This window comes from Nocardiopsis alkaliphila YIM 80379, assembly GCF_000341005.1.
Taxonomy (GTDB): domain Bacteria; phylum Actinomycetota; class Actinomycetes; order Streptosporangiales; family Streptosporangiaceae; genus Nocardiopsis; species Nocardiopsis alkaliphila.
Window position 1 is genome coordinate 17,196 of sequence record NZ_ANBD01000093.1, and the last position, 18,324, is coordinate 35,519.

The 18,324-nt window shown below is 67.9% G+C and carries 17 protein-coding genes; 10 read left to right on the top strand and 7 right to left on the bottom strand.

Annotated features, from left to right (window positions below; all coding sequences use genetic code 11):
* Both dnaJ and D472_RS0113985 read left to right on the top strand, forming a co-directional pair.
* Entirely contained in the window at nucleotides 1–1,146 is a 1,146-nt protein-coding gene (dnaJ, locus tag D472_RS0113980; RefSeq protein WP_017605110.1) for a molecular chaperone DnaJ, read from the top strand.
* A complete protein-coding gene (locus tag D472_RS0113985) occupies nucleotides 1,143–1,886 on the top strand; it encodes a 16S rRNA (uracil(1498)-N(3))-methyltransferase (RefSeq protein ID WP_017605111.1) in 744 nt (247 codons plus the stop codon). The genes dnaJ and D472_RS0113985 overlap by 4 nt, the downstream gene beginning before the upstream one ends.
* A gap of 133 nt (nucleotides 1,887–2,019) precedes the next feature.
* Here D472_RS0113985 and D472_RS0113995 read toward each other — a convergent pair whose 3' ends face one another.
* Together D472_RS0113995 and D472_RS0114000 are read right to left on the bottom strand one after the other, a co-directional pair.
* Nucleotides 2,020–2,730, bottom strand: a complete 711-nt coding sequence (locus D472_RS0113995; protein ID WP_017605112.1) for a hypothetical protein — start codon at nucleotides 2,728–2,730, stop codon at nucleotides 2,020–2,022.
* Nucleotides 2,727–3,257 carry a SigE family RNA polymerase sigma factor gene (locus D472_RS0114000; RefSeq protein ID WP_017605113.1) on the bottom strand — a complete coding sequence of 177 codons (531 nt, stop codon included), beginning with the start codon at nucleotides 3,255–3,257 and terminating at the stop codon, nucleotides 2,727–2,729. Before D472_RS0114000 ends, D472_RS0113995 begins: the two co-directional genes overlap by 4 nt.
* Nucleotides 3,258–3,594: 337 nt before the next feature.
* On the opposite strand from D472_RS0114000, the gene D472_RS0114005 reads away from it, so the two are divergent.
* The 6 genes from D472_RS0114005 to era all read left to right on the top strand — a co-directional run bounded on the left by D472_RS0114005 (nucleotide 3,595) and on the right by era (nucleotide 8,594).
* Nucleotides 3,595–3,945, top strand: a complete 351-nt coding sequence (locus tag D472_RS0114005) for a histidine triad nucleotide-binding protein (protein WP_017605114.1) — start codon at nucleotides 3,595–3,597, stop codon at nucleotides 3,943–3,945.
* A gap of 220 nt (nucleotides 3,946–4,165) precedes the next feature.
* On the top strand, nucleotides 4,166–5,260 hold the full coding sequence (locus D472_RS0114010; RefSeq protein WP_017605115.1) for a PhoH family protein: 1,095 nt from the start codon (nucleotides 4,166–4,168) through the stop codon (nucleotides 5,258–5,260).
* A 123-nt stretch (nucleotides 5,261–5,383) separates the two neighbouring features.
* A complete protein-coding gene (gene ybeY / locus D472_RS0114015) occupies nucleotides 5,384–5,884 on the top strand; it encodes an rRNA maturation RNase YbeY (protein ID WP_017605116.1) in 501 nt (166 codons plus the stop codon).
* Nucleotides 5,881–7,275, top strand: coding sequence for a hemolysin family protein (locus tag D472_RS0114020; RefSeq protein WP_017605117.1), 1,395 nt, complete (start codon nucleotides 5,881–5,883; stop codon nucleotides 7,273–7,275). Before ybeY ends, D472_RS0114020 begins: the two co-directional genes overlap by 4 nt.
* A complete protein-coding gene (locus tag D472_RS0114025; RefSeq protein ID WP_017605118.1) occupies nucleotides 7,272–7,616 on the top strand; it encodes a hypothetical protein in 345 nt (114 codons plus the stop codon). Before D472_RS0114020 ends, D472_RS0114025 begins: the two co-directional genes overlap by 4 nt.
* Before the next feature lie 9 nt (nucleotides 7,617–7,625).
* Nucleotides 7,626–8,594 carry a GTPase Era gene (gene era, locus D472_RS0114030; protein ID WP_017605119.1) on the top strand — a complete coding sequence of 323 codons (969 nt, stop codon included), beginning with the start codon at nucleotides 7,626–7,628 and terminating at the stop codon, nucleotides 8,592–8,594.
* Between the two features lie 91 nt (nucleotides 8,595–8,685).
* Here the strand turns inward: era and D472_RS0114035 are convergent, their stop codons facing one another.
* A complete protein-coding gene (locus D472_RS0114035; RefSeq protein WP_017605120.1) occupies nucleotides 8,686–9,468 on the bottom strand; it encodes an IclR family transcriptional regulator in 783 nt (260 codons plus the stop codon).
* Nucleotides 9,469–9,709: 241 nt separating this feature from the next.
* On the opposite strand from D472_RS0114035, the gene D472_RS0114040 reads away from it, so the two are divergent.
* Both D472_RS0114040 and allB read left to right on the top strand, forming a co-directional pair.
* Complete coding sequence (locus D472_RS0114040; RefSeq protein ID WP_017605121.1) at nucleotides 9,710–10,990, top strand: DUF6986 family protein; 1,281 nt, start codon at nucleotides 9,710–9,712, stop codon at nucleotides 10,988–10,990.
* A 5-nt stretch (nucleotides 10,991–10,995) separates the two neighbouring features.
* A complete protein-coding gene (gene allB, locus D472_RS0114045) occupies nucleotides 10,996–12,345 on the top strand; it encodes an allantoinase AllB (protein ID WP_017605122.1) in 1,350 nt (449 codons plus the stop codon).
* A 776-nt stretch (nucleotides 12,346–13,121) separates the two neighbouring features.
* Here allB and alc read toward each other — a convergent pair.
* The 4 genes from alc to pucL all read right to left on the bottom strand — a co-directional run bounded on the left by alc (nucleotide 13,122) and on the right by pucL (nucleotide 18,130).
* Nucleotides 13,122–14,249 carry an allantoicase gene (gene alc / locus D472_RS0114050; protein WP_017605123.1) on the bottom strand — a complete coding sequence of 376 codons (1,128 nt, stop codon included), beginning with the start codon at nucleotides 14,247–14,249 and terminating at the stop codon, nucleotides 13,122–13,124.
* An 87-nt stretch (nucleotides 14,250–14,336) separates the two neighbouring features.
* A complete protein-coding gene (locus D472_RS0114055; RefSeq protein WP_017605124.1) occupies nucleotides 14,337–15,263 on the bottom strand; it encodes a LysR family transcriptional regulator in 927 nt (308 codons plus the stop codon).
* Nucleotides 15,264–15,368: 105 nt separating this feature from the next.
* Complete coding sequence (locus tag D472_RS0114060) at nucleotides 15,369–16,859, bottom strand: nucleobase:cation symporter-2 family protein (RefSeq protein ID WP_017605125.1); 1,491 nt, start codon at nucleotides 16,857–16,859, stop codon at nucleotides 15,369–15,371.
* A 374-nt stretch (nucleotides 16,860–17,233) separates the two neighbouring features.
* Entirely contained in the window at nucleotides 17,234–18,130 is an 897-nt protein-coding gene (gene pucL, locus D472_RS0114065) for a factor-independent urate hydroxylase (RefSeq protein WP_026117685.1), read from the bottom strand.
* Between the last annotated feature and the right edge of the window lie 194 nt (nucleotides 18,131–18,324).

Genomic DNA, 18,324 nt, shown 5'->3' on the forward strand with positions numbered 1-18,324 from the left:
GTGGCCAGAGACTATTACCAGGTCCTCGGGGTGCGTCGTGACGCGTCCAAGGACGAGATCAAGAAGGCCTACCGGCGGCTCGCGCGCGAGCTGCATCCGGACATCAACCCGGACCCCGCTACCCAGGAACGCTTCAAAGAAGTGACCCAGGCCTACGAGGTCCTCTCCGACGAGAACAAGCGTCGGATGTTCGACATGGGTCAGGACCCCTATGCCCCGGGCGGCGGGGGCGGCGCCGGAGGCTTCGGTGGCGCGGGCGGCTTCGCCTTCGACGACATCATGAACGCCTTCTTCGGGGGTGGTCAGCCCGGCGGGCGCAGCCCGCGCGAGCGGGTCCGGCGCGGACGCAGCATCAAGATCCGCATCGAACTGGACCTGGTGGAGACCGCCTTCGGTGTCAGCAAGGAGATCACCTTCCCCACCGCCATCCTGTGCGATACCTGTCAGGGTGAGGGGACGGCCGCCGGTTCGCACCGCACCACGTGCGACATGTGCCATGGCCAGGGCGAGGTCTCCCAGGTCACGCGCTCCTTCCTCGGCCAGGTCATGACCTCGCGCCCTTGCCCCCAGTGCTCGGGTCAAGGGTCGATCATCACCAACCCCTGTGGTGACTGCGCCGGTGAGGGGCGGGTTCGGGAGAAGGTCACCCGCACCGTCAAGATCCCGGCGGGTGTGGACGATGGCACCCGCATCCAGCTCGCGGGCGAGGGCGAGGTCGGTCCCAACGGCGGACCCCGAGGCGACATCATCCTCGAGGTCGTCCAGAAGGCCCATCCGACCTTCGAGCGTCGCGGCGACGATCTGCACTGCACCATCACCGTACCGATGACCGCAGCGGCCCTGGGCGCCTCCTTCGCCTTCGACACCCTCGACGGCACCGAGAACATCGACCTGCGTCCGGGCACCAATTCGGGCCACGTCATCACCCTGCCCGGCAAGGGTGTCACCCACCTCGATGGCGGCGGTCGTGGTGACCTGCGCATCCGTGTGGAGGTGGAGACGCCGAGCAAACTGGACGAGGAGCAGGAGGCCCTGCTGCGCAAGTTCGCCGAACTGCGTGGCGAGGACCAGAACCCGGGTCGATTCAGCCCTGGGCACGGCGGGTTCTTCTCCAAGATCCGTGATGCCTTCGGCGCGGGCAAGTGACACCACCGGTCTTCCTGGTCGACACCGCGATACTGGCGGCCGACCGGATCCGGCTCGATGGACCCGAGGGGCGCCACGCCGCCTCGGTCCGACGCATCCGCGAGGGCGAGACCGTCGACCTGTCCGACGGTCTCGGCCTGCGGGTCCGTTGCGTGGTGGAGGAGGTCGTCGGTAAGGACGCCCTCCTGTGCCGTGTGTCGGAACACCTGGACGAACCCGAGCCGAACCCTCGGATCACCGTGGTTCAGGCCCTGCCCAAACGAGACCGGGGCGAGCTCGCGGTGGAGATGATGACCGAGGCCGGCGTCGACGTCGTCGTGCCCTGGGAAGCCGAACGGTGCGTCACCCGGTGGAAGGGCGACCGAGGCGCCAAGGCCCTGGCCAAGTGGCGGGCGGCCGCCCGTGAGGCGGGCAAACAGGCCCGTCGGGCACGGATACCCGAGGTCACCGAACCCGTGGACCGCAAGGGCGCGGCGGCGTTGCTGGCCGAGGCCGACCTGGCCGTGGTCCTGCACGAGGATGGCGCCGAGCGCTTGGCCGAGCTGCCCCTTCCCGAGCCGATGAACACCGGTGGGGTCGTGTTGGTGGTGGGGCCGGAAGGCGGAATCTCCGATTCCGAACTGAGGGCCTTCGATGAGACGGGTGCCGTGCGCGCCCTGTTGGGACCTTCGGTCCTGCGCACTTCCACCGCAGGGGTGGCGGCGCTGGCGGTGCTCCAGGCGCGTACCGGACGCTGGTGAAGCCGTAGAGCGGCCCAGGTATGAACAGACGAAGGAGACCATGGAATTCCATGGTCTCCTTCGTCATTCCGGTCGACTCGAGTGTGCTCGGCCCCTGGTTCTCCGGCCGGGCGCACCTGTTCGATCGGGACCGCTAATCGGCGTTGGGCGCCTCGGCCTCAGTACCTCCGCTGCCGCCGCTACCACCGTTGCCACCATTGCCCGTGTCCCCTCCACCGGCCGGCTCCTCCGGCTCGGTGGTCTCGTCCGGATCGGTTCCGGGAGCGGTACCGGGGGAGCTGGGTTCGTCGGTCGGCTCCTCCTCCGGGTCGCACTCGGGGTCGGAGGAGCCGTCCTTTTCTTCGTCGGTGCTCCGCACGGCGGGTGTGGGACCCTCCTCACGGGGAGGACAAGAGGACGTTGACTCGAGATCCTCCTCGTCCGTGCTCTCCTCGTTCTCGGCCGTGGGCGAACCCTGTGGGTTGTCCTCGGCCTCCTCGGTGGGCTTGCCGGCTCCGGTGGCCGAGTCGCTCGCGGTGTCGGGTACCGGGGCGCCGCCCTCCCCTTCCGACACCGGCGGGGCGCCCTCATGGTCCGAGCCCGCCGGGACGATCTCCAGTACCTGGTCACGTACCTGAGGACTCGACATGATCACCGAGGTGGCGATGAGCACCGCCCCCGCCACCGCTGCGGCCGGCCGCAGCCAGGGCAGACCGAACCATGCCGAGCCGCGTTGACGCTCGGTACGTTCACGGATCAGCTGGAGGCCCTCCGCCGAGGGTGTGAAGGAGTCGGCCTCGGCCCGGAGGATCTGCTGGAGTCGTTCCTCGAACTCCAGGTCGTTCCGTTCGTTGGGGCTGCTCATGTGGTCTGCTCCAGTGCAGAGCGGAGTGCGGACACACCACGTGAGGTGTGGCTTTTGACCGCTCCTCGACTGATGCCCATGGCGTCCGCGATCTGTGCTTCGGACAAGTCACCGTAGTACCGAAGCACGATGGCTTCTCGCTGACGGGTGGGTAGTTTGCGCAGGGCCTTGATCACGGCCTCGCGTTCCAACAGGGTGATGGCGCCGTGCTCGGCGCTCGGGGCGTCCGGCAAGGCCTTCGGTGCGTGCTTCTCGACGACGGCGCGGTGACGCAGAACCGAGCGGGCCTTGTTCACCACCGCTTGTCGCAGGTAGGACAGGGCTTTGTTCGGGTCTCGCAGCCGGCGCCAGGCGCCGTGCATGGCCACGAAGGCGTCCTGGACCACTTCCTCCGCGCTCGCGTGGTCCCGGACCAGGAGTGCGGCGAGCCGAACGAGTGGACGGTAATGCTCCCGGTAGAGTTCCGTCACCGCGTGGTCGGCGTCCCACTCGACGGAGAGCGGCGCCGTGGTGGCTTGGGCCACCATGGTTTCTGTCGTCACATCAGTTCGACGCACACCCTTGTCGCGGGGTTTACGAAAGGGCATACCTCTTCATTTCCGGGTAGACGTGCGTGCTGTTTCGAACACGCCGGATGCGGCTGAACGGCAGATGAAGCCGACGACCTGACGCGCACGAATGCAAAGCCTACCGTGCCGGGACCCGGTACCGGAGGGAAACTTCGCTCGGCACGGTTGCGGAAGGGTTGAGAGTTCATCTCTTTGGCCGACCCCTGCGTCGGTGGCCTCGCTGGGGCATCATGGTGCTCGAAGAACCTCAGGCGCCCCGTGTCCACCGCGTGGGGCCGGTAACGGAAGGTGTGCGATGGTCGACCCTGACTGCCTTTTCTGCAAGATCGTCAAGGGGGAGGTGCCCGCGGAGATCATCCGTGCAGGAGAACGCACCGTGGCCTTTCGGGACATCAACCCCCAGGCGCCCACCCACGTTCTGGTGATCCCGCGCGACCACCATCCCGACGCCGCCTCCGCGGCCGTCCACGACAGTGGTCTCCTGGACGAGGTGGTTCGTGAGGCCCATGAGGTGGCCGTGGCCGAGGGCGTCGCCGAGGCCGGCTACCGGATCGTCTTCAACACCGGTGTCGCGGGCGGGCAGACCGTGTTCCATCTTCACGCCCACCTGCTCGGTGGCCGTGGGCTCGACTGGCCCCCCGGGTAGACGGGACGCGCGCCCGGCCCCGGTGGGCCCGATCAACCGATCGAGCCCCAGGGATCCACGTTGGTAGACTCGCGGCCAGGGTCCCACCGGCCACTTAGGGTGTCCCTAGCTCCTGCGGTGACGGTGAACGGTGCCGCCGATCACGGTGCCGGGCCCGGTGAACAGCCCCGCGTAGGGGCCCGTGACCGAAGGGTAGGGACAGCGGCCGTAAGGCCACGCTATGGCCGAGTCAACTCACACGAATCCGGACCCCGGCAGCCAGGTCAAGGTCGTGGTGCCGGACGAACACACGATGATCAGCCTGCTGGGCTCGGGTGACGAACTGCTCCGTGCTCTGGAGCGGGCCTTCGACAGTGACATCCATGTCCGTGGCAACGAGTTCACGATCAAGGGCGCCCCCGAGGAGACGGCCATGGTGGTCCGTCTCGTGGAGGAGCTGATCGAGCTCGCCAAGAGCGGCACCCACGTCACCCCCGACACGATCGAGCGCATGATCCACATGTTGGGTTCGCCGGGGCCCGAACGGCCGGCGGACGTGCTCACCACCAACATCCTGTCCAACCGGGGCAAGACGATCCGGCCCAAGACGCTGAACCAGAAGCGCTACGTCGACACCATCGACCAGCGCACCGTGGTCTTCGGCATCGGTCCGGCCGGCACCGGCAAGACGTACCTGGCGATGGCCAAGGCGGTCAAGGCCCTGCAGGACAAGGAAGTGAACCGGATCATCCTCACCCGTCCCGCGGTCGAGGCCGGGGAACGCCTGGGTTTTCTGCCCGGCACCCTCTACGAGAAGATCGACCCCTACCTGCGGCCGCTCTACGACGCCCTGCACGACATGCTGGATCCGGACTCCATCCCCAAGTTGATGTCCGCCGGAACCATCGAGGTCGCTCCTTTGGCGTACATGAGGGGCCGAACCATCAACGACTCCTTCATCATCTTGGACGAGGCACAGAACACTTCTCCGGAGCAGATGAAGATGTTCCTCACCCGGCTCGGATTCGGCTCCAAGATCGTGGTCACCGGTGACGTCACCCAGGTGGACCTGCCCGGTGGACAGACCAGCGGTCTTCGAACCATCGAGAACATCCTGGGTGACATCGACGACATCGCGTTCTGTCGGCTGAGTAGTGAGGACGTGGTCCGGCACAGGCTCGTGGGCCAGATCGTCGACGCCTATGGCCGTTATGACGCCGCCCAGAGCCGACGAAGCCCCGGCACCGGCGGGCAGCGGTCCAGGCGAGGGCGCCGTTCCTTTGACGACACCTCCGGAACGGACGGTCCACAGGACGGTCGGGACCGGGCAGACTGAGGAGAAGTACGCAGTGACGCCGTGGGCCCGCAGTGCGTGGGTCCACGGCCTCACCCAGGCGTTCTCGCCGCTCTAGGCGGACACCCGCCGACCACCACCGATCAAGTGAGGCACCCGCATCCGATGAGTATCGACGTCGCCAACGAGTCCGGCGTCTCCACCGTGGACGAGGAGAGGCTCTCCCGTCTGGCCCGGTACGTGCTCGACGCCATGCGCGTCCACCCGTTGGCCGAACTGTCCGTCGTACTGGTGGACGAAGAGCCCATGGCCGACCTGCACGTGCGTTGGATGGACGAGCCCGGCCCCACCGACGTGCTCTCCTTCCCCATGGACGAATTGCGTCCCGGTGGCCCCGGTCGCACCAGCGAACCCGGCATGCTCGGTGACGTGATCATCTGCCCTCAGGTCGCCGAACGGCAGGGAGAGAAGGCCGGACACGGCACCGAGGCCGAGATCGAACTGCTGTGCACCCACGGCATTCTGCACCTTTTGGGTTACGACCACGCCGAACCCGAGGAACACAAGGAGATGTTCGGCCTCCAAGGTGAGATCCTCGCCTCCTGGCGTGAGAGTGAGGCCGCTCGCGGGACGCGCCCGACCGAAGGGGACGAGAGCGAGCGATGAGCGCTTCGCCGTGGTCCGGTCCGGGCACGATGGGCGCGGGCGATGCCTGGGAGTGGGCCTTGGCCCTGGTGGCCGCGCTGCTGTTGATCGGGAGTGCGGGCTTCCTCGTGGCCGCCGAGGTCGCCGTCACCCGGGTGATCTCGATGGGGATGGACGCCACCCATGGTGAGCGCGCCGCCAAGGTCGGTCCCGCCTGGGAGCGAGTCGCCGCGGCCCCCACCGCCCATCTCAACACGTTGCTGTTCCTGCGGGTGGTGTTCGAGGTGTGCGCGGTCCTGGCCGCCGGGGTGGGCATGGTGGCCCTCCTGGGGCCGGGTTGGCCGGCGTTGTTGCTGACCGCCGTCCTCATGATCGTGGCGGAGTGCGTGTTCATCGCCGTCACCCCACGGATCCTGGGCCGCCAGTTCGCCGGCCCCATCGCCCGGGTCAGTGCCACGGTCCTTCACCCGCTCCAGATCGTGCTGGGTCCGCCGGCCCGATTGTTGGTCGGTGCGGGGCGGGCACTCACCCCGCGTGGCAAGGGCGACCGGGAGGGCCCCTTCAGCAGCGAGACCGAACTGCGCCAATTGGTGGACCTGGCCGAACAGGGAGAAGTCATCGACGCCGACGAACGGCAGATGATCCACTCCGTGTTCAAACTCGACGACACCTCCGTGCGCGAGGTCATGGTGCCACGGCCCGACATCGTCTTCACCAGTCGTGAGGCCGATGCCGACTCGGTACTCACCCTGGCCCTGGGCAGCGGTTACTCGCGCATCCCGGTCACGGGTGAGGACGAGGACGACGTCGTCGGCATCGTCTACCTCAAGGACCTGGTGGAGCGACTGCGCGACAGGTGGGCGGCGGCTGCGGGCGGCGCCGAGGACGTTCCCCTGACCGCGGGTGACGTGATGCGTCAGGCGACCTACGTCCCCGACACCAAACCCATCGACGAACTGCTTCGTGAGATGCAGCAGCGGCGGCACCACGTGGCGGTGGCCATCGACGAATACGGCGGTACCGCCGGGCTGGTCACCCTGGAGGACATCGTGGAGGAGATCGTCGGGGAGATCACCGACGAGTACGACCACGAGATCCCCCCGGTCGACCGGTTGGACCAGGACCGGATCCGCGTGACCGCCCGCTTGCCGCTGGGCGAGCTCGCCGAACTCTTCCCCGAACGCGATCTAAACGTGTCCGACGTGGAGACGGTGGGTGGCCTCGTGGCCTTCGTACTGGGGCGTGTTCCGGCAGGCGGCGCCCAAGCCGAATACGCTGGTCTCAGACTCACCCTGGAGGGCAAGAGCAGCCGCCGCAACCGGATGACGACGGTTCTGGTGGAACGGCTGGCGGGCGAGGAGACCGATGCCGTCGAGGGCAAGGACAAGAACGTGAGGAGCACGGATCAGTGACGGAGACGACGGGACTGGGCCCCGAGGACGGCAAGCTCATCACGCTCGCGCGGGCCTCCCGGGCCCGCAACGCGACCGCCGAGGGCGCGGCGGTGCGTGACGAGACGGGTCGCACCTACGTGGCGACCACGGTGTCGCTGCCCTCACTGCGCCTGTCCGCGCTCCAGGCCGCCGTGGCCGCGGCGGTCTCCAGTGAGGCCACCGTCCTGGAAGCCGCGGTGGTCGTCACCGAGGCCAAGGAACTGACCGAGGACGACCGCGCGGTGGCGGACGACCTGAAGACCCAGGTGGTGGTGATCGCGGCCCCTGACGGGGTGCCCGCGAGCATCACCCGCCCCTGAGAAGGACTGATGAAGGACCTCGATCTCGAAAAGCTTCGGGTGCCGCTGGAGATGCCCTCCTACCCGGAGGGTTTCCGTAGCGGTTTCGTGTGCTTCGTGGGCCGACCGAACGTCGGCAAGTCCACCCTGATGAACGCGCTGGTGGGACAGAAGGTGGCGATCACCAGCAACCGGCCCCAGACCACGCGGCGGACGGTGCGCGGAATCGTGCATCGCCCCGACGCGCAATTGATCATCGTGGACACCCCCGGTCTGCACAAGCCCCGCACCCTGTTGGGAGAGCGGTTGGACTCGTTGGTGCGGTCCACCCTGGTCGAGGTGGACGTGATCGCTTTCTGTCTACCCGCCAACGAACCGATCGGTCGCGGCGACACCTACATCGCCAAGGAGCTGGCGGCGCAGACCAACACCCCGGTGGTGGCGTTGGTGACCAAGACCGATCTGGTCGACAAGGCCGCCGTGGGCGAACACCTGGTGGCCGTCGATGGACTGGGGGACTGGGCCGACATCGTTCCCGTCTCGGCCCAGGGCGACTTCCAGCTGGACACCGTCACCGATGTGCTGTGTTCGCATCTGCCGGAGGGGCCGCCGCTGTACCCGGACGGTGACCTCACCGATGAGCCCGACGAGATGCTCGTGGCCGAATTGATCCGTGAAGCGGCCCTGGAAGGCGTACGGGACGAGCTGCCGCACTCGATCGCGGTGGTCGTGGACGAGATGTACGAGCGTGAGAACACCAAGCCCGGTAAGGAACTGGTGGACATCTACGCGTCCCTGTACGTAGAGCGCTCCAGTCAGAAGGCGATCGTGATCGGTTCCAAGGGATCACGTCTGCGCGACGTGGGGTCGCGGGCCCGTAAACAGATCGAGGGCCTGCTGGGACAGAGGGTCTTCCTGGATCTGCGGGTCCGGGTGGCCAAGGACTGGCAACGCGATCCCAAGCAGCTGCGCAGGTTGGGTTTCGACCAGCAGACGTGAGTGCCGACCACGCGGGATCCGAATGGGCGCTCGACCGTGTCGATGACGAGGGGCCTGGGCCGATCGAGGCCCCTCGTCGCCTTGGGTCGCCTCAGTTCTGGTTGTTGAGGTCGGTGGCCAACACGGCGGCGCAGCGCTGAACGATGGGGGCCGCGCGGTCCACGAAGTCCCAACTCACGCGCGCTTCGGGACCGGAGATCGAGACCGCCATGCCCGAAGGAGCGTCCTTGACCGGCACGGCCACGCAGCGAACGCCGACCTCCTGCTCACCGTCGTCGATGGCGTAGCCCGTCTCACGGATGCGACGCAGTTCGTCGAGGAAGGCGTCGGGGGTGGTGATCGTGCGTTCGGTGGCGGAGGGCATGCCGGTGCGGCGCAGGGTGGCCAGAACCTCCTCATCGCTGAGTTGAGAGAGCAAGGCCTTGCCGACTCCGGCCGAATGCGGCAGGACCCGGCGACCCACTTCGGTGAACATGCGCATGGCGTGCGGGGATGGCGCCTGTGCCACGTAGATGACTTTGTCGCCATCGAGCATGGCGAGGTTGGCCGTCTCGCCGAGGTCGTCCACGAGCTGGGCCAGATGTGGGCGGGCCCAGGTGCCGAGCATCTGGGCGGCCTTGTCGCCCAGACCGATCAAGCGAGGGCCGAGGGCGTAGCGCCGAGAAGGTAGCTGCCGGACGTAGCCGTTGCTCACCAGGGTGCGGATGATGCGGTGGATGGTGGGCAGAGGTAGGCCCGAAGAATCGGCGAGCTGGCTGAGAGATGCCTCACCGCCGGTCTCGGCCATGATCTCCAACAGGGAGAACGCGCGGTCGAGGGACTGCACACCACCGGGGCGACGAGCCGGCTCCGCGGAGGCGCGAGGTTGGTCCATGTGGGGGGGCTGTGAGGCTGACAAGGGTCGTGCTCCCATGCTGAGGGCCGCTACGGTTACGCCCTCATTCTGCAATACGAAAGAGGTTTTTCGATCTCGGTTCGGAGAGAGAGGGCGTCCAGGGCGGTCCCGCTGCCCCTGTAAACCTTGTTCTTCCGAATCGCAAAAGTTAGTATCCGCGTTTAGAAAACTTGACCGGCTTTCACAAGGCTGGTCCTGCCGATGGAGGAGGACACACCACGTGGCGAGCGACACCCCACTCGGTCTGGCCGACCTGGCCACTGAACTCGACGCCCGGCTCACCGAGGCGGACGCCCGCCTGGACCACGAGTACCCCGGCGACCAGGGCGGACGTCAACCGATCCACAGTGTCTACGTGCCCGCGGACCGGGTCGGACCGGGTTTCGCGGCGGAGTGGGGCGCCCAGGCCCTGGCGGCGCTGGAGGAGTTCGCCCCCGGCGTGGCCGACATGGCCCGAGCCACCGGTATGGATGAGTCCGCGGTCGCCGATGCCCTGCCCCGGGTCCGTGACAAGCTCGCCCGTGAACCCATTGAGGACCTGCGCGCCGACTTCGAGGACGGCTACGGCGCACCCGGGGACGAGGTCGAGGACCGGGACGCGGTCGCGGTCGCCCGCGCATTCGCGACCGACCTGGCGAAGGGAAGGGCCACGCCCTACTTCGGCCTTCGGATGAAGGGTATGGAGGCGGCCGGACGCCACCGTGGGGTGCGCACACTCGGCCTCTTCTTGAAGACCCTCTTGGGCGAGCACGGTTCGTTGCCCGACAACCTCGTGATCACCCTGCCCAAGATCACCTCGGTGGAGCAGGTCGAGGCCATGGTCTGGCTGTGCGAACGGTTCGAGGAACACCTCGGACTCCCCTCCGGGCGCCTGCGCTTCGAGTTGCAGATCGAGACACCGCAGTCGATCCTGCTGCCCGATGGCACCGTGGCCGTGGCCCGAATGATCCAAGCCGGTCAGGGGCGTGTCAGCGCCCTGCACTACGGGACCTACGACTACAGCGCCGCCTGCGGGATCACCGCCGCCTACCAGAGCCTGGCGCACCCGGCCGCGGACCACGCGAAGTCCGTCATGCAGGTGGCCGCCGCCGGTACCGGGGTGTGGCTCTCGGACGGAAGCAGTAACATCCTTCCTCTCGGGACTCCCGAGGAAGTCCACGCCGCCTGGCGACTACAGGCCGGACTGATCCGTCGGTCCCTGGAACGTGGCTTCTACCAGGGCTGGGACCTGCACCCGAACCAGCTGCCCCTGCGCTACCTGGCCACTTACGCGTTCTACCGGGAGGCCTTCGCCCCGGCCGCCGCACGCCTCAAGGCCTACCTGGGACAGGCCGGCGGCAACGTCATGGACGAACCCGCCACCGCCCAGGCCTTGGCCGTGGTGTTGGCCAGAGGGCTGCGGTGTGGTGCGCTGGAGGAGGCCGAAGTGGTCGACGCCTGCGGAATCGACGCGGCCGGGATCGAAACCCTCGCCACACGCCGGGTCGGACAGGAGAAATAGGAGCGATGGCCGAACACGAACTGGTGGTGCGGGCCGACCGTGCCCTCACCCCCGAGGGGGAGCGACCCGTCAGCGTGGTGGTGGACGCGGGGCGGATCACCGACGTCCTCGATGGCGCGGACACACCCGTCACCGCCCGGAACGAACTGCGTCTGGCCGGGGACGAGGTGCTGCTGCCCGGGCTGGTCGACAGCCACGTGCACATCAACGAGCCCGGCCGCGCCGAGTGGGAGGGGTTCGCCAGCGCCACCCGTGCCGCAGCCCTGGGCGGGGTGACCACGATCGTGGACATGCCGCTCAACAGCGTGCCGCCCACGACCACCACCGACAACCTCAAGACCAAGAAGGCGGCGGCCCAGGGCAAGCTCGCGGTGGACGTGGGGTTCTGGGGCGGGGCCGTTCCCGAGAACACCGGACCCACGACGACGGGCGCTCTCTTTGACCTGTGGTCCGAGGGCGTGTTCGGGTTCAAGGCGTTCCTGTCGCCTTCGGGGGTGGACGAATTCGGACACCTGGACCCCGAGCACCTGCACAGCGCGGCCACCGCCATCGGTGACTGCGGTGGCCGATTGATCGTGCACGCCGAGGACCCGAAGGTCTTGGCGGCGGCTCCGGCCGTCTCCGGGCGTTCCTACGCGGACTTCCTGGCATCGCGCCCCGATGAGGCCGAGCACGCGGCGATCGCGCTGGTCATCGAGACCGCCCGTCGCACCGGGGTGCGAGCGCACGTCCTGCACCTGTCCAGTGCTTCGGCGCTGCCGTTGATCGCCCAGGCCAAACAGGAGGGCGTGCCGCTCACCGTGGAGAGCTGCCCGCACTACCTCACCCTGGCCGCCGAGGAGATTCCGGCGGGTGACACCAGCTACAAGTGCTGCCCGCCCATCCGGGACGTCGCCAACCGCGACCTGCTCTGGCGGGCACTCCAGGACGGGACCATCGACTGCGTGGTCAGCGATCACTCACCCAGTACCCCCGACCTGAAAGATTTGGACACAGGGGATTTCGGTACCGCCTGGGGCGGTGTGGCGGGGCTTCAGGTGGGCCTGTCCGCCATGTGGACCGAGGCGGAGGGGCGAGGGGTTCCGCTTGCCGAGGTCGTGCGGTGGATGTCCGCTGAACCCGCCCGCGTCGCCGGTATCGAGGGCAAGGGCGCGATCGTGGTGGGGAATCAGGCCGACCTGGCCGTGTTCGCTCCCGAGGAGCCGTTCCGTGTATCGGTGGGGGAGTTGGCGCACCGTAATCCGGTGAGTGCCTACGACGGTGCCGAGCTGAAGGGGAGGGTGCGGCGCACGCTGCTTCGGGGCGTGGAGGTCACGGCGCACAGTACGAACGGCCGCATGGTATTCCGGGCATAGACGCTGTTGTTCGGAGCGGGGCGCTCGGGGTGTCGGTGGTGCCCGAGCGCGTGGGGTGGGGTGGGCGGGGCGCCTGGGGTGGGGTGTGGTGGTGCCGATTGGGCGGCTGCCGGGTGGTGCCCCCGTTTCCCGCCGCGTGATGGTGGCCGTTTTTGCTGCGCGCGTCAAGGTCGTTCGTCCTCGCTGCGCTGCGGGCGCTCCACCTTGACCCGCTTGGCTTCAACGGCGGGGTCGGCGGCTATCAGGAAACGGGGAAGGTGTGGTCGGGGACCTTCGGGTCCCGGGCCCCGGGTCCTGGGCTTGGCCCGGGCCTTTCCGGCTCACGGGCCTTGGCCCGGGGCCTTCCGGCCCCTCCGGCCGCTGGGCGGCCGGGTTCCTGCCCGTCCGCCTGGTGGGAATCGGTGGGCGCGTCCCCGTGGGCGTGGGCAGAGCAACGACAGGCCCGGACCAGGTTTTGGGCCGGGGTGGGGGAAGGCCCACCGGTCCGGCGGGCCTGCTTCGGGTCTGTTTCGTTCGTGATCTTGCTTCCAGGGGCAAGGAAAGCGTTTTCCGTGCCCCTGGGAGCAAGATCGATTTCGTGCCGGTGTTGCGGGTGGCGCGTAACCGTGTTTTCGGGTGTGGGGTACCCAGAGGGGGCGGGTCCTTGGGCTGTGGCCTGTGGCTCGCCCCCACCCCCACCCCGCCCGCCGAGCACGACTCTCGCCTCACCTCAGGCGCCCCGGATACCCCCAGGCACCCAGGGCGCCCCTACCCCCGGCGCCCCTCCTCTTCAGGACCTACCTCTGCGCGGCCTCCCAGCGGGACTCGAGGTCGGCCACCCCGGCCTCGGTGAGCGAACCGTAGACGTGCAGGCGCGCCATGCCCCCGTCGGGGAAGGCGTCGACGCGCACGTGCGTAACGGTCACCGGGGCATCCAACACGAAACGGTGCGGGCTGTCGGGAACCAGGGAGGTCCGGCCGATGATCTCGAACCAGGCGTCCGGGTCGGCGCCGTGCGCGTCACGACCCAGGATGGTGATCCAGCCGGCCGCGTTGCCCTTGAGATAGGCGGTGTCCACCTCCAAGGCACGCACGGTGGCCTGGGCGGTCAGCCGGAAACGCACCCAGTCGTGGCCGGTGTCGCGACGTCGTCGATTCTCCCAACCGTCGTCCATCTTGTGCGAACGGCCCGGGGCGATGATGTTCTCGGGCGGCGAGTAGAAGCGGTCCGAGGCGTCCTCGACGGTGCCGCCGTTGAGTAGGGCCGCCACGTCGAAGGAGCCCTGTGCGGCCAGCCAGACGGGGTCGGCGATGGGTTCGCCGTACACGCGCAGTCGAGCCACGCCACCATCGGGGAACTGCTTCAAGCGCAGGTGCGTCCAGCGGCGGGTCGAGGTGACCTCGAAGCCGTTGGCGGCGTGTCCGTACACGGGGGTGCGCGGCACCAGTTCGGTCCAGTCGGCGGCCAAGAGTTCCTCGCTGGTGGGGGTGCCCTCCATGTGGGTGGCTTCGACGGCGACCTCGGTGGGGTGGTTGCCGCGAAAGTGTGCGGTGTCCACGTTCAAGGCGCGAATGAGGCCGGGCAGGGCCAGCCGGATGAGTGCCCAGTCATGGTCGTCTGTTCCGGGGTGCGGTTGTTCGGCGCCGGGACCACGCCGACGTCGGGTCTCCCAGCCGTCCATGACCTTGCCCTTGTGCCCGAACGCGTGCGGGTCGAACACCGCCGGTTCGGGTTTGAGGAGGTTCTCGCGCTGGGCGAAGAACTCGTCGTTGGCGGCGACCACGCCGCCACCCAGGCGCCGGTCGGCGAGGTCGATCAGGCCGGCGAAGTCGAGTTCGCTCTCCTTGTAGTCGGCGTAGGGGTCACCGCCTCCGTAGGGCTGGGCGTTGTAGGCACGAGGGTCGAAGGGCTGGGCCCCGCTCATGGTGCTCCTGTCACGTCTATTGATGGGATGTTTCCAGGTTGACAGGAAAAAACGATAATTTCCAGCGAAAGTTTTTGATCTATATGTTCACTTAAACTGAACATTGCTGCTTTGTAGAAGTGCGGCGGCCTCGGCGAGGGCGCCAAGAGCGGCGTCGATCTGAGGGCGTCGGCCCGAACCCGCGCGCACCGCCCACACCACGTGCCTGCGCGGCTGATCGGCTTGAGGAGTGCGCAGCACCACCCCCGGGGTATCCTCGGCCGCGGCCAACCGGGGGATGAGCGCCACCCCGAATCCGGCGGCGACCAGGTCCAGGATCGCCCGCCAATCGGAGGCCACGTGCCCCTGGCGGGGAACGAAACCGGCTTGGGCGCAGGCGGCGAGGGTGATCTCGCGCCAAGGCCCGGAGGCCCCATAGATCCAGGGTTCCTCGGCCAGGTCGCGTAGCGACGGCGCCGGAGCGTCGGCCGCTCTGTGTCCAGCGGGCAGCGCCACGTCCAAGGGGTCGGCCAGCAACTCGCCCCGCTCATAGCGCCCGTCCTGGTCACCGGGTGCGTGTGCGGCCAGGGACAGACCGATGTCGATCTCCCCGGCGGCGAGTAGGTCGTACACCTCGGCCGCCTCGGCCTGGTGCACCCTGGTACGCAGCTTCGGGTGGGAACGACGCAGGGAATCCAGCGCGGGTACGACCAGGGCCGGGATGGCGGTGGCGAAGGACCCCACTCGCACACGTCCGACCTCACCACGGACGAATCGGTCGAGTTCGGCCTCCGCCCGTTCCAGTTGCGCCAGCACCACGTCGGTGTGGCGCAACAACACGTGCGCGGCCTCGGTCAGCCGAACCCTGCGCCCGTGGGCCTCCAGCAGGGCCACCCCCGCCTGTTCGGACAAGGTGGACAATTGCTGGGAGACGGCCGAGGGCGTCATGGACAACGCCTCGGCGGTCGCCCGGACGGTTCCGAGTTCGTGGAGGGTGCGGAGCACACGGAGCTTACGCAGATCCCATTCGGTCACCCTCACAGGAATACCATTCACTTTCGCTTAACGGAATCGAAGCCCCGAACACGAAGGGGTGGGACGCACGGCCACCGTGCGTCCACCCCTGGGAATCGCGGTCGGTCAGGCCCTCTCACCGGCGCCGCGATAGGCGGCCTCGGCCTGATCGGTGTACTTGGCCTCACCTGGTCCGGCGCTACCGATGTCCGCCGGGTCGATGTCGGCGGGCGGCCTCGAGGGCGGACGGCCGATCACGTTGAAGCAGATGTTCAACAGGATCGACACGATCGCCGCGCCGATGATGCCCGAGTGCGCGATCATCTCGACCTGCTCCGGGAGGAAGGCGTAGAAGGTCGGGTAGGCGAGAGGGATGATGGCCACACCGATGGAGCCGGCCACCAGAACCAGGTTGAGGTTGTCGGTGAAGTCCACCTTGGCCAAGGTCTTGATACCGCTGGCGGCCACGGTGCCGAATAGGACCAGACCCGCCCCACCCAGGACCGGGGTCGGTAGGGCGGCCATGACCCCGCCCAGGATCGGGAACATCCCCAGCAATAGAAGGATGCCCGCGCCGGTGGCCACCACGTAACGGCTGCGGACCCCGGTCAGGGCGAGCAGGCCGATGTTCTGCGCGAAGGAACTGGTGGGGGTGGCGTTGAGGATCGGGCCGATGATGGAGCCGCTCACGTCGGCGCGCAGACCCGCGGAGATGCGCTTGGCGTCGACCTTGGATCCGGTGATCTCGGCCACCGCGATGATGTGTGAGGCCCCCTCGGTGAGTACCACCAGCATGATGATGCACATGGTGACGATCGCGGTGATCTCGAAGCGCGGCGCACCGAAGTAGAACACCGAGGTCGGGTTGAACACGATGTCGGCCTCGCCCACCCGGCTGAAGTCGGCCATGCCGAGTGGGACGGCCACGAGGGTGCCGACGAGCAGCCCGAGCAGAATGGACAGGCGACCCCAGACGCCGGGGAAGAGTCGGGAACCGATGAGGATGACCACGAGTGTCACCCCGGCCAGTGCGAGGTTGGCCGTGGGGGCGGCCGAGACGGTGGAACCGTCCTCGAGGGTGCGAGTGGCGCCGTCCATGATCCAGCGGGCCGCCACCGGCATCAGGCTGATGCCGATGACGGTGATGATCGTGCCGGTGACGATCGGTGGGAAGAAGCGGATGAGCTGTCCGAAGAAGGGTGTCAGCAAGAGCGCGAACACACCGGCGGCCATGGACGCGCCGAAGGCCACGGGCAGGTTCTCCCCGCTGTGGCCTGCGGCCAAGGTGGCGATGGCGCTGACGGGGACGAAGGAGCAGGCCACCACGATCGGCATCTGCGCGCCGATCCGACGGTGACCCACGGTCTGCAGGAGGGTGGCGATCCCGGCCACCACAAGCGCGCCGCTGACGAGGATTCCCATGGCGGCGGGGTCGTTCGCGAGCCCAGCGGCGGCGCCGATGACCAAGGCCGGTGCCACCGCACCGGCGTACATGGTGAGGATGTGCTGGAGCCCGTAGATCAGCAGAAGCCGCGCTGGCGGCTTCTCGTCCTCGGGGCGGGTGGAGGGAGTGGCGTTCGTTATGACCGAGTCCTTAGCGGACGCATTGTTCGACATGGCCGGTTTCCAGCCTTTGCGGTATGTGGTCGGTCGATGACCTGGTTTTTCGGATCGGGGATCCGGATGCTGTCGAACCGGCCGAGACACGCCGTTGTCGGGCACGCCGAAGGCCGGCGGGGCCCACCGCGAGGGTGGGCAGGCGAGGAACGTCCTTGGATGCAATCGCGGATCCGAGCGTGCGCGCGAGGCGAGCGGGTTCGCCGCCCCGTCGCCGGAGGAACCCTCGAGGTCTCCGGGGCCCGGTGGTGCGCACGGACCCCGGAGACCATGACGAGTCGAGGTGGGACCGGAACGGGGGTGCCCCTTCGCACCGGGGGAATCCGGTGCCCCGAGCATGGGCTCAGGGGCGGAAACGGCTCACCGAGGACTTCCTAGAGGAAACCCGGGACGGTCTTCCAAGCGTCACCGGCGTCGGGGGCGTCGTCGCGTACGACGGAGGCCTCGATCTTTCCGTAGGGGCGGTCCGCGGCGAAGAAGACCTCGTTGGGGTTGTCCAGACCGAAGGGGGACAGGTCCACCAGGAAGTGGTGCTTGTTCGGCATGGAGAAACGGATCTCCGCGATCTCCGGGTGGGCCTCCAGGACGGCCTGACCCATCGCGTACAGCGTCTGCTGCAGGGCGAGGCTGTGCGTTCGGGCGAAGGCATCCAGGCACAGGGCGCGGACGGAAGCGTAGACCTTGTCGAAGTCGTGGTCGGTACCGACGTAGCGCCAACGGGCGGCGACGTCGGTGGCCAGGATTCGGTCATTGGTCTCCGGCAGGGTGGTGTACCGGGTCTTGGGGTAGCTGTGGAACTCCGAGCCGGTGGACTTGAGGACGGTCAGGCCCTCGAAACCGGAGATCACCCACTCCTTGTCGCCCTCCTTGTTGATGACGGTGGTGCGGGTCTCGGCGCCGGTGCGGGCGAACGCGTGGTCGTGCGGTCCCTCGGAGGTGGTGATGCGCTCCCAGGAGTATTCCTCGATCTCCTGGCGGGCGCCGTGAACGTACTCGTGCTCGTCCACGAAGTGCCGGGCCAAGCGCAGGGCGAAGTCCTCGATCGTGCCGACGCCGCCCCACTCACGGGCCTTGGCGTAGACGGTGTTCTTCTGGGTGTCGGTCGGCAGGCACTTGGCGTTGTCGCCGATGGTGTGGACTTCTTCCAGGTCTCCGCGGAGCTGGGAGGTGACGTTGACGTCCTTGATGCGGTGGACGTCGGTGTCGCGGTTGATGTGGACGAGGCGGACCTCGGCCTTGCCGTACTGGTTGTCTCCGAGCCTGATGCCCATCAGGGTGAGCTCCATCCGTGTGGATTCGTTTCATCGCTTGCGCGGTGCGCTGTGCGTATGAGGGAGGACCGCTGTGGTCATGCGGAAGGACCTGTCACGCACTCGAAGATCGGGGGTGTCTTTCGTCGGTCGTCTGGACTGATGGATCTCCTGGATCGAAGGGGCCGGATGGCCTCAGGGGCTGTTTCGAGAGC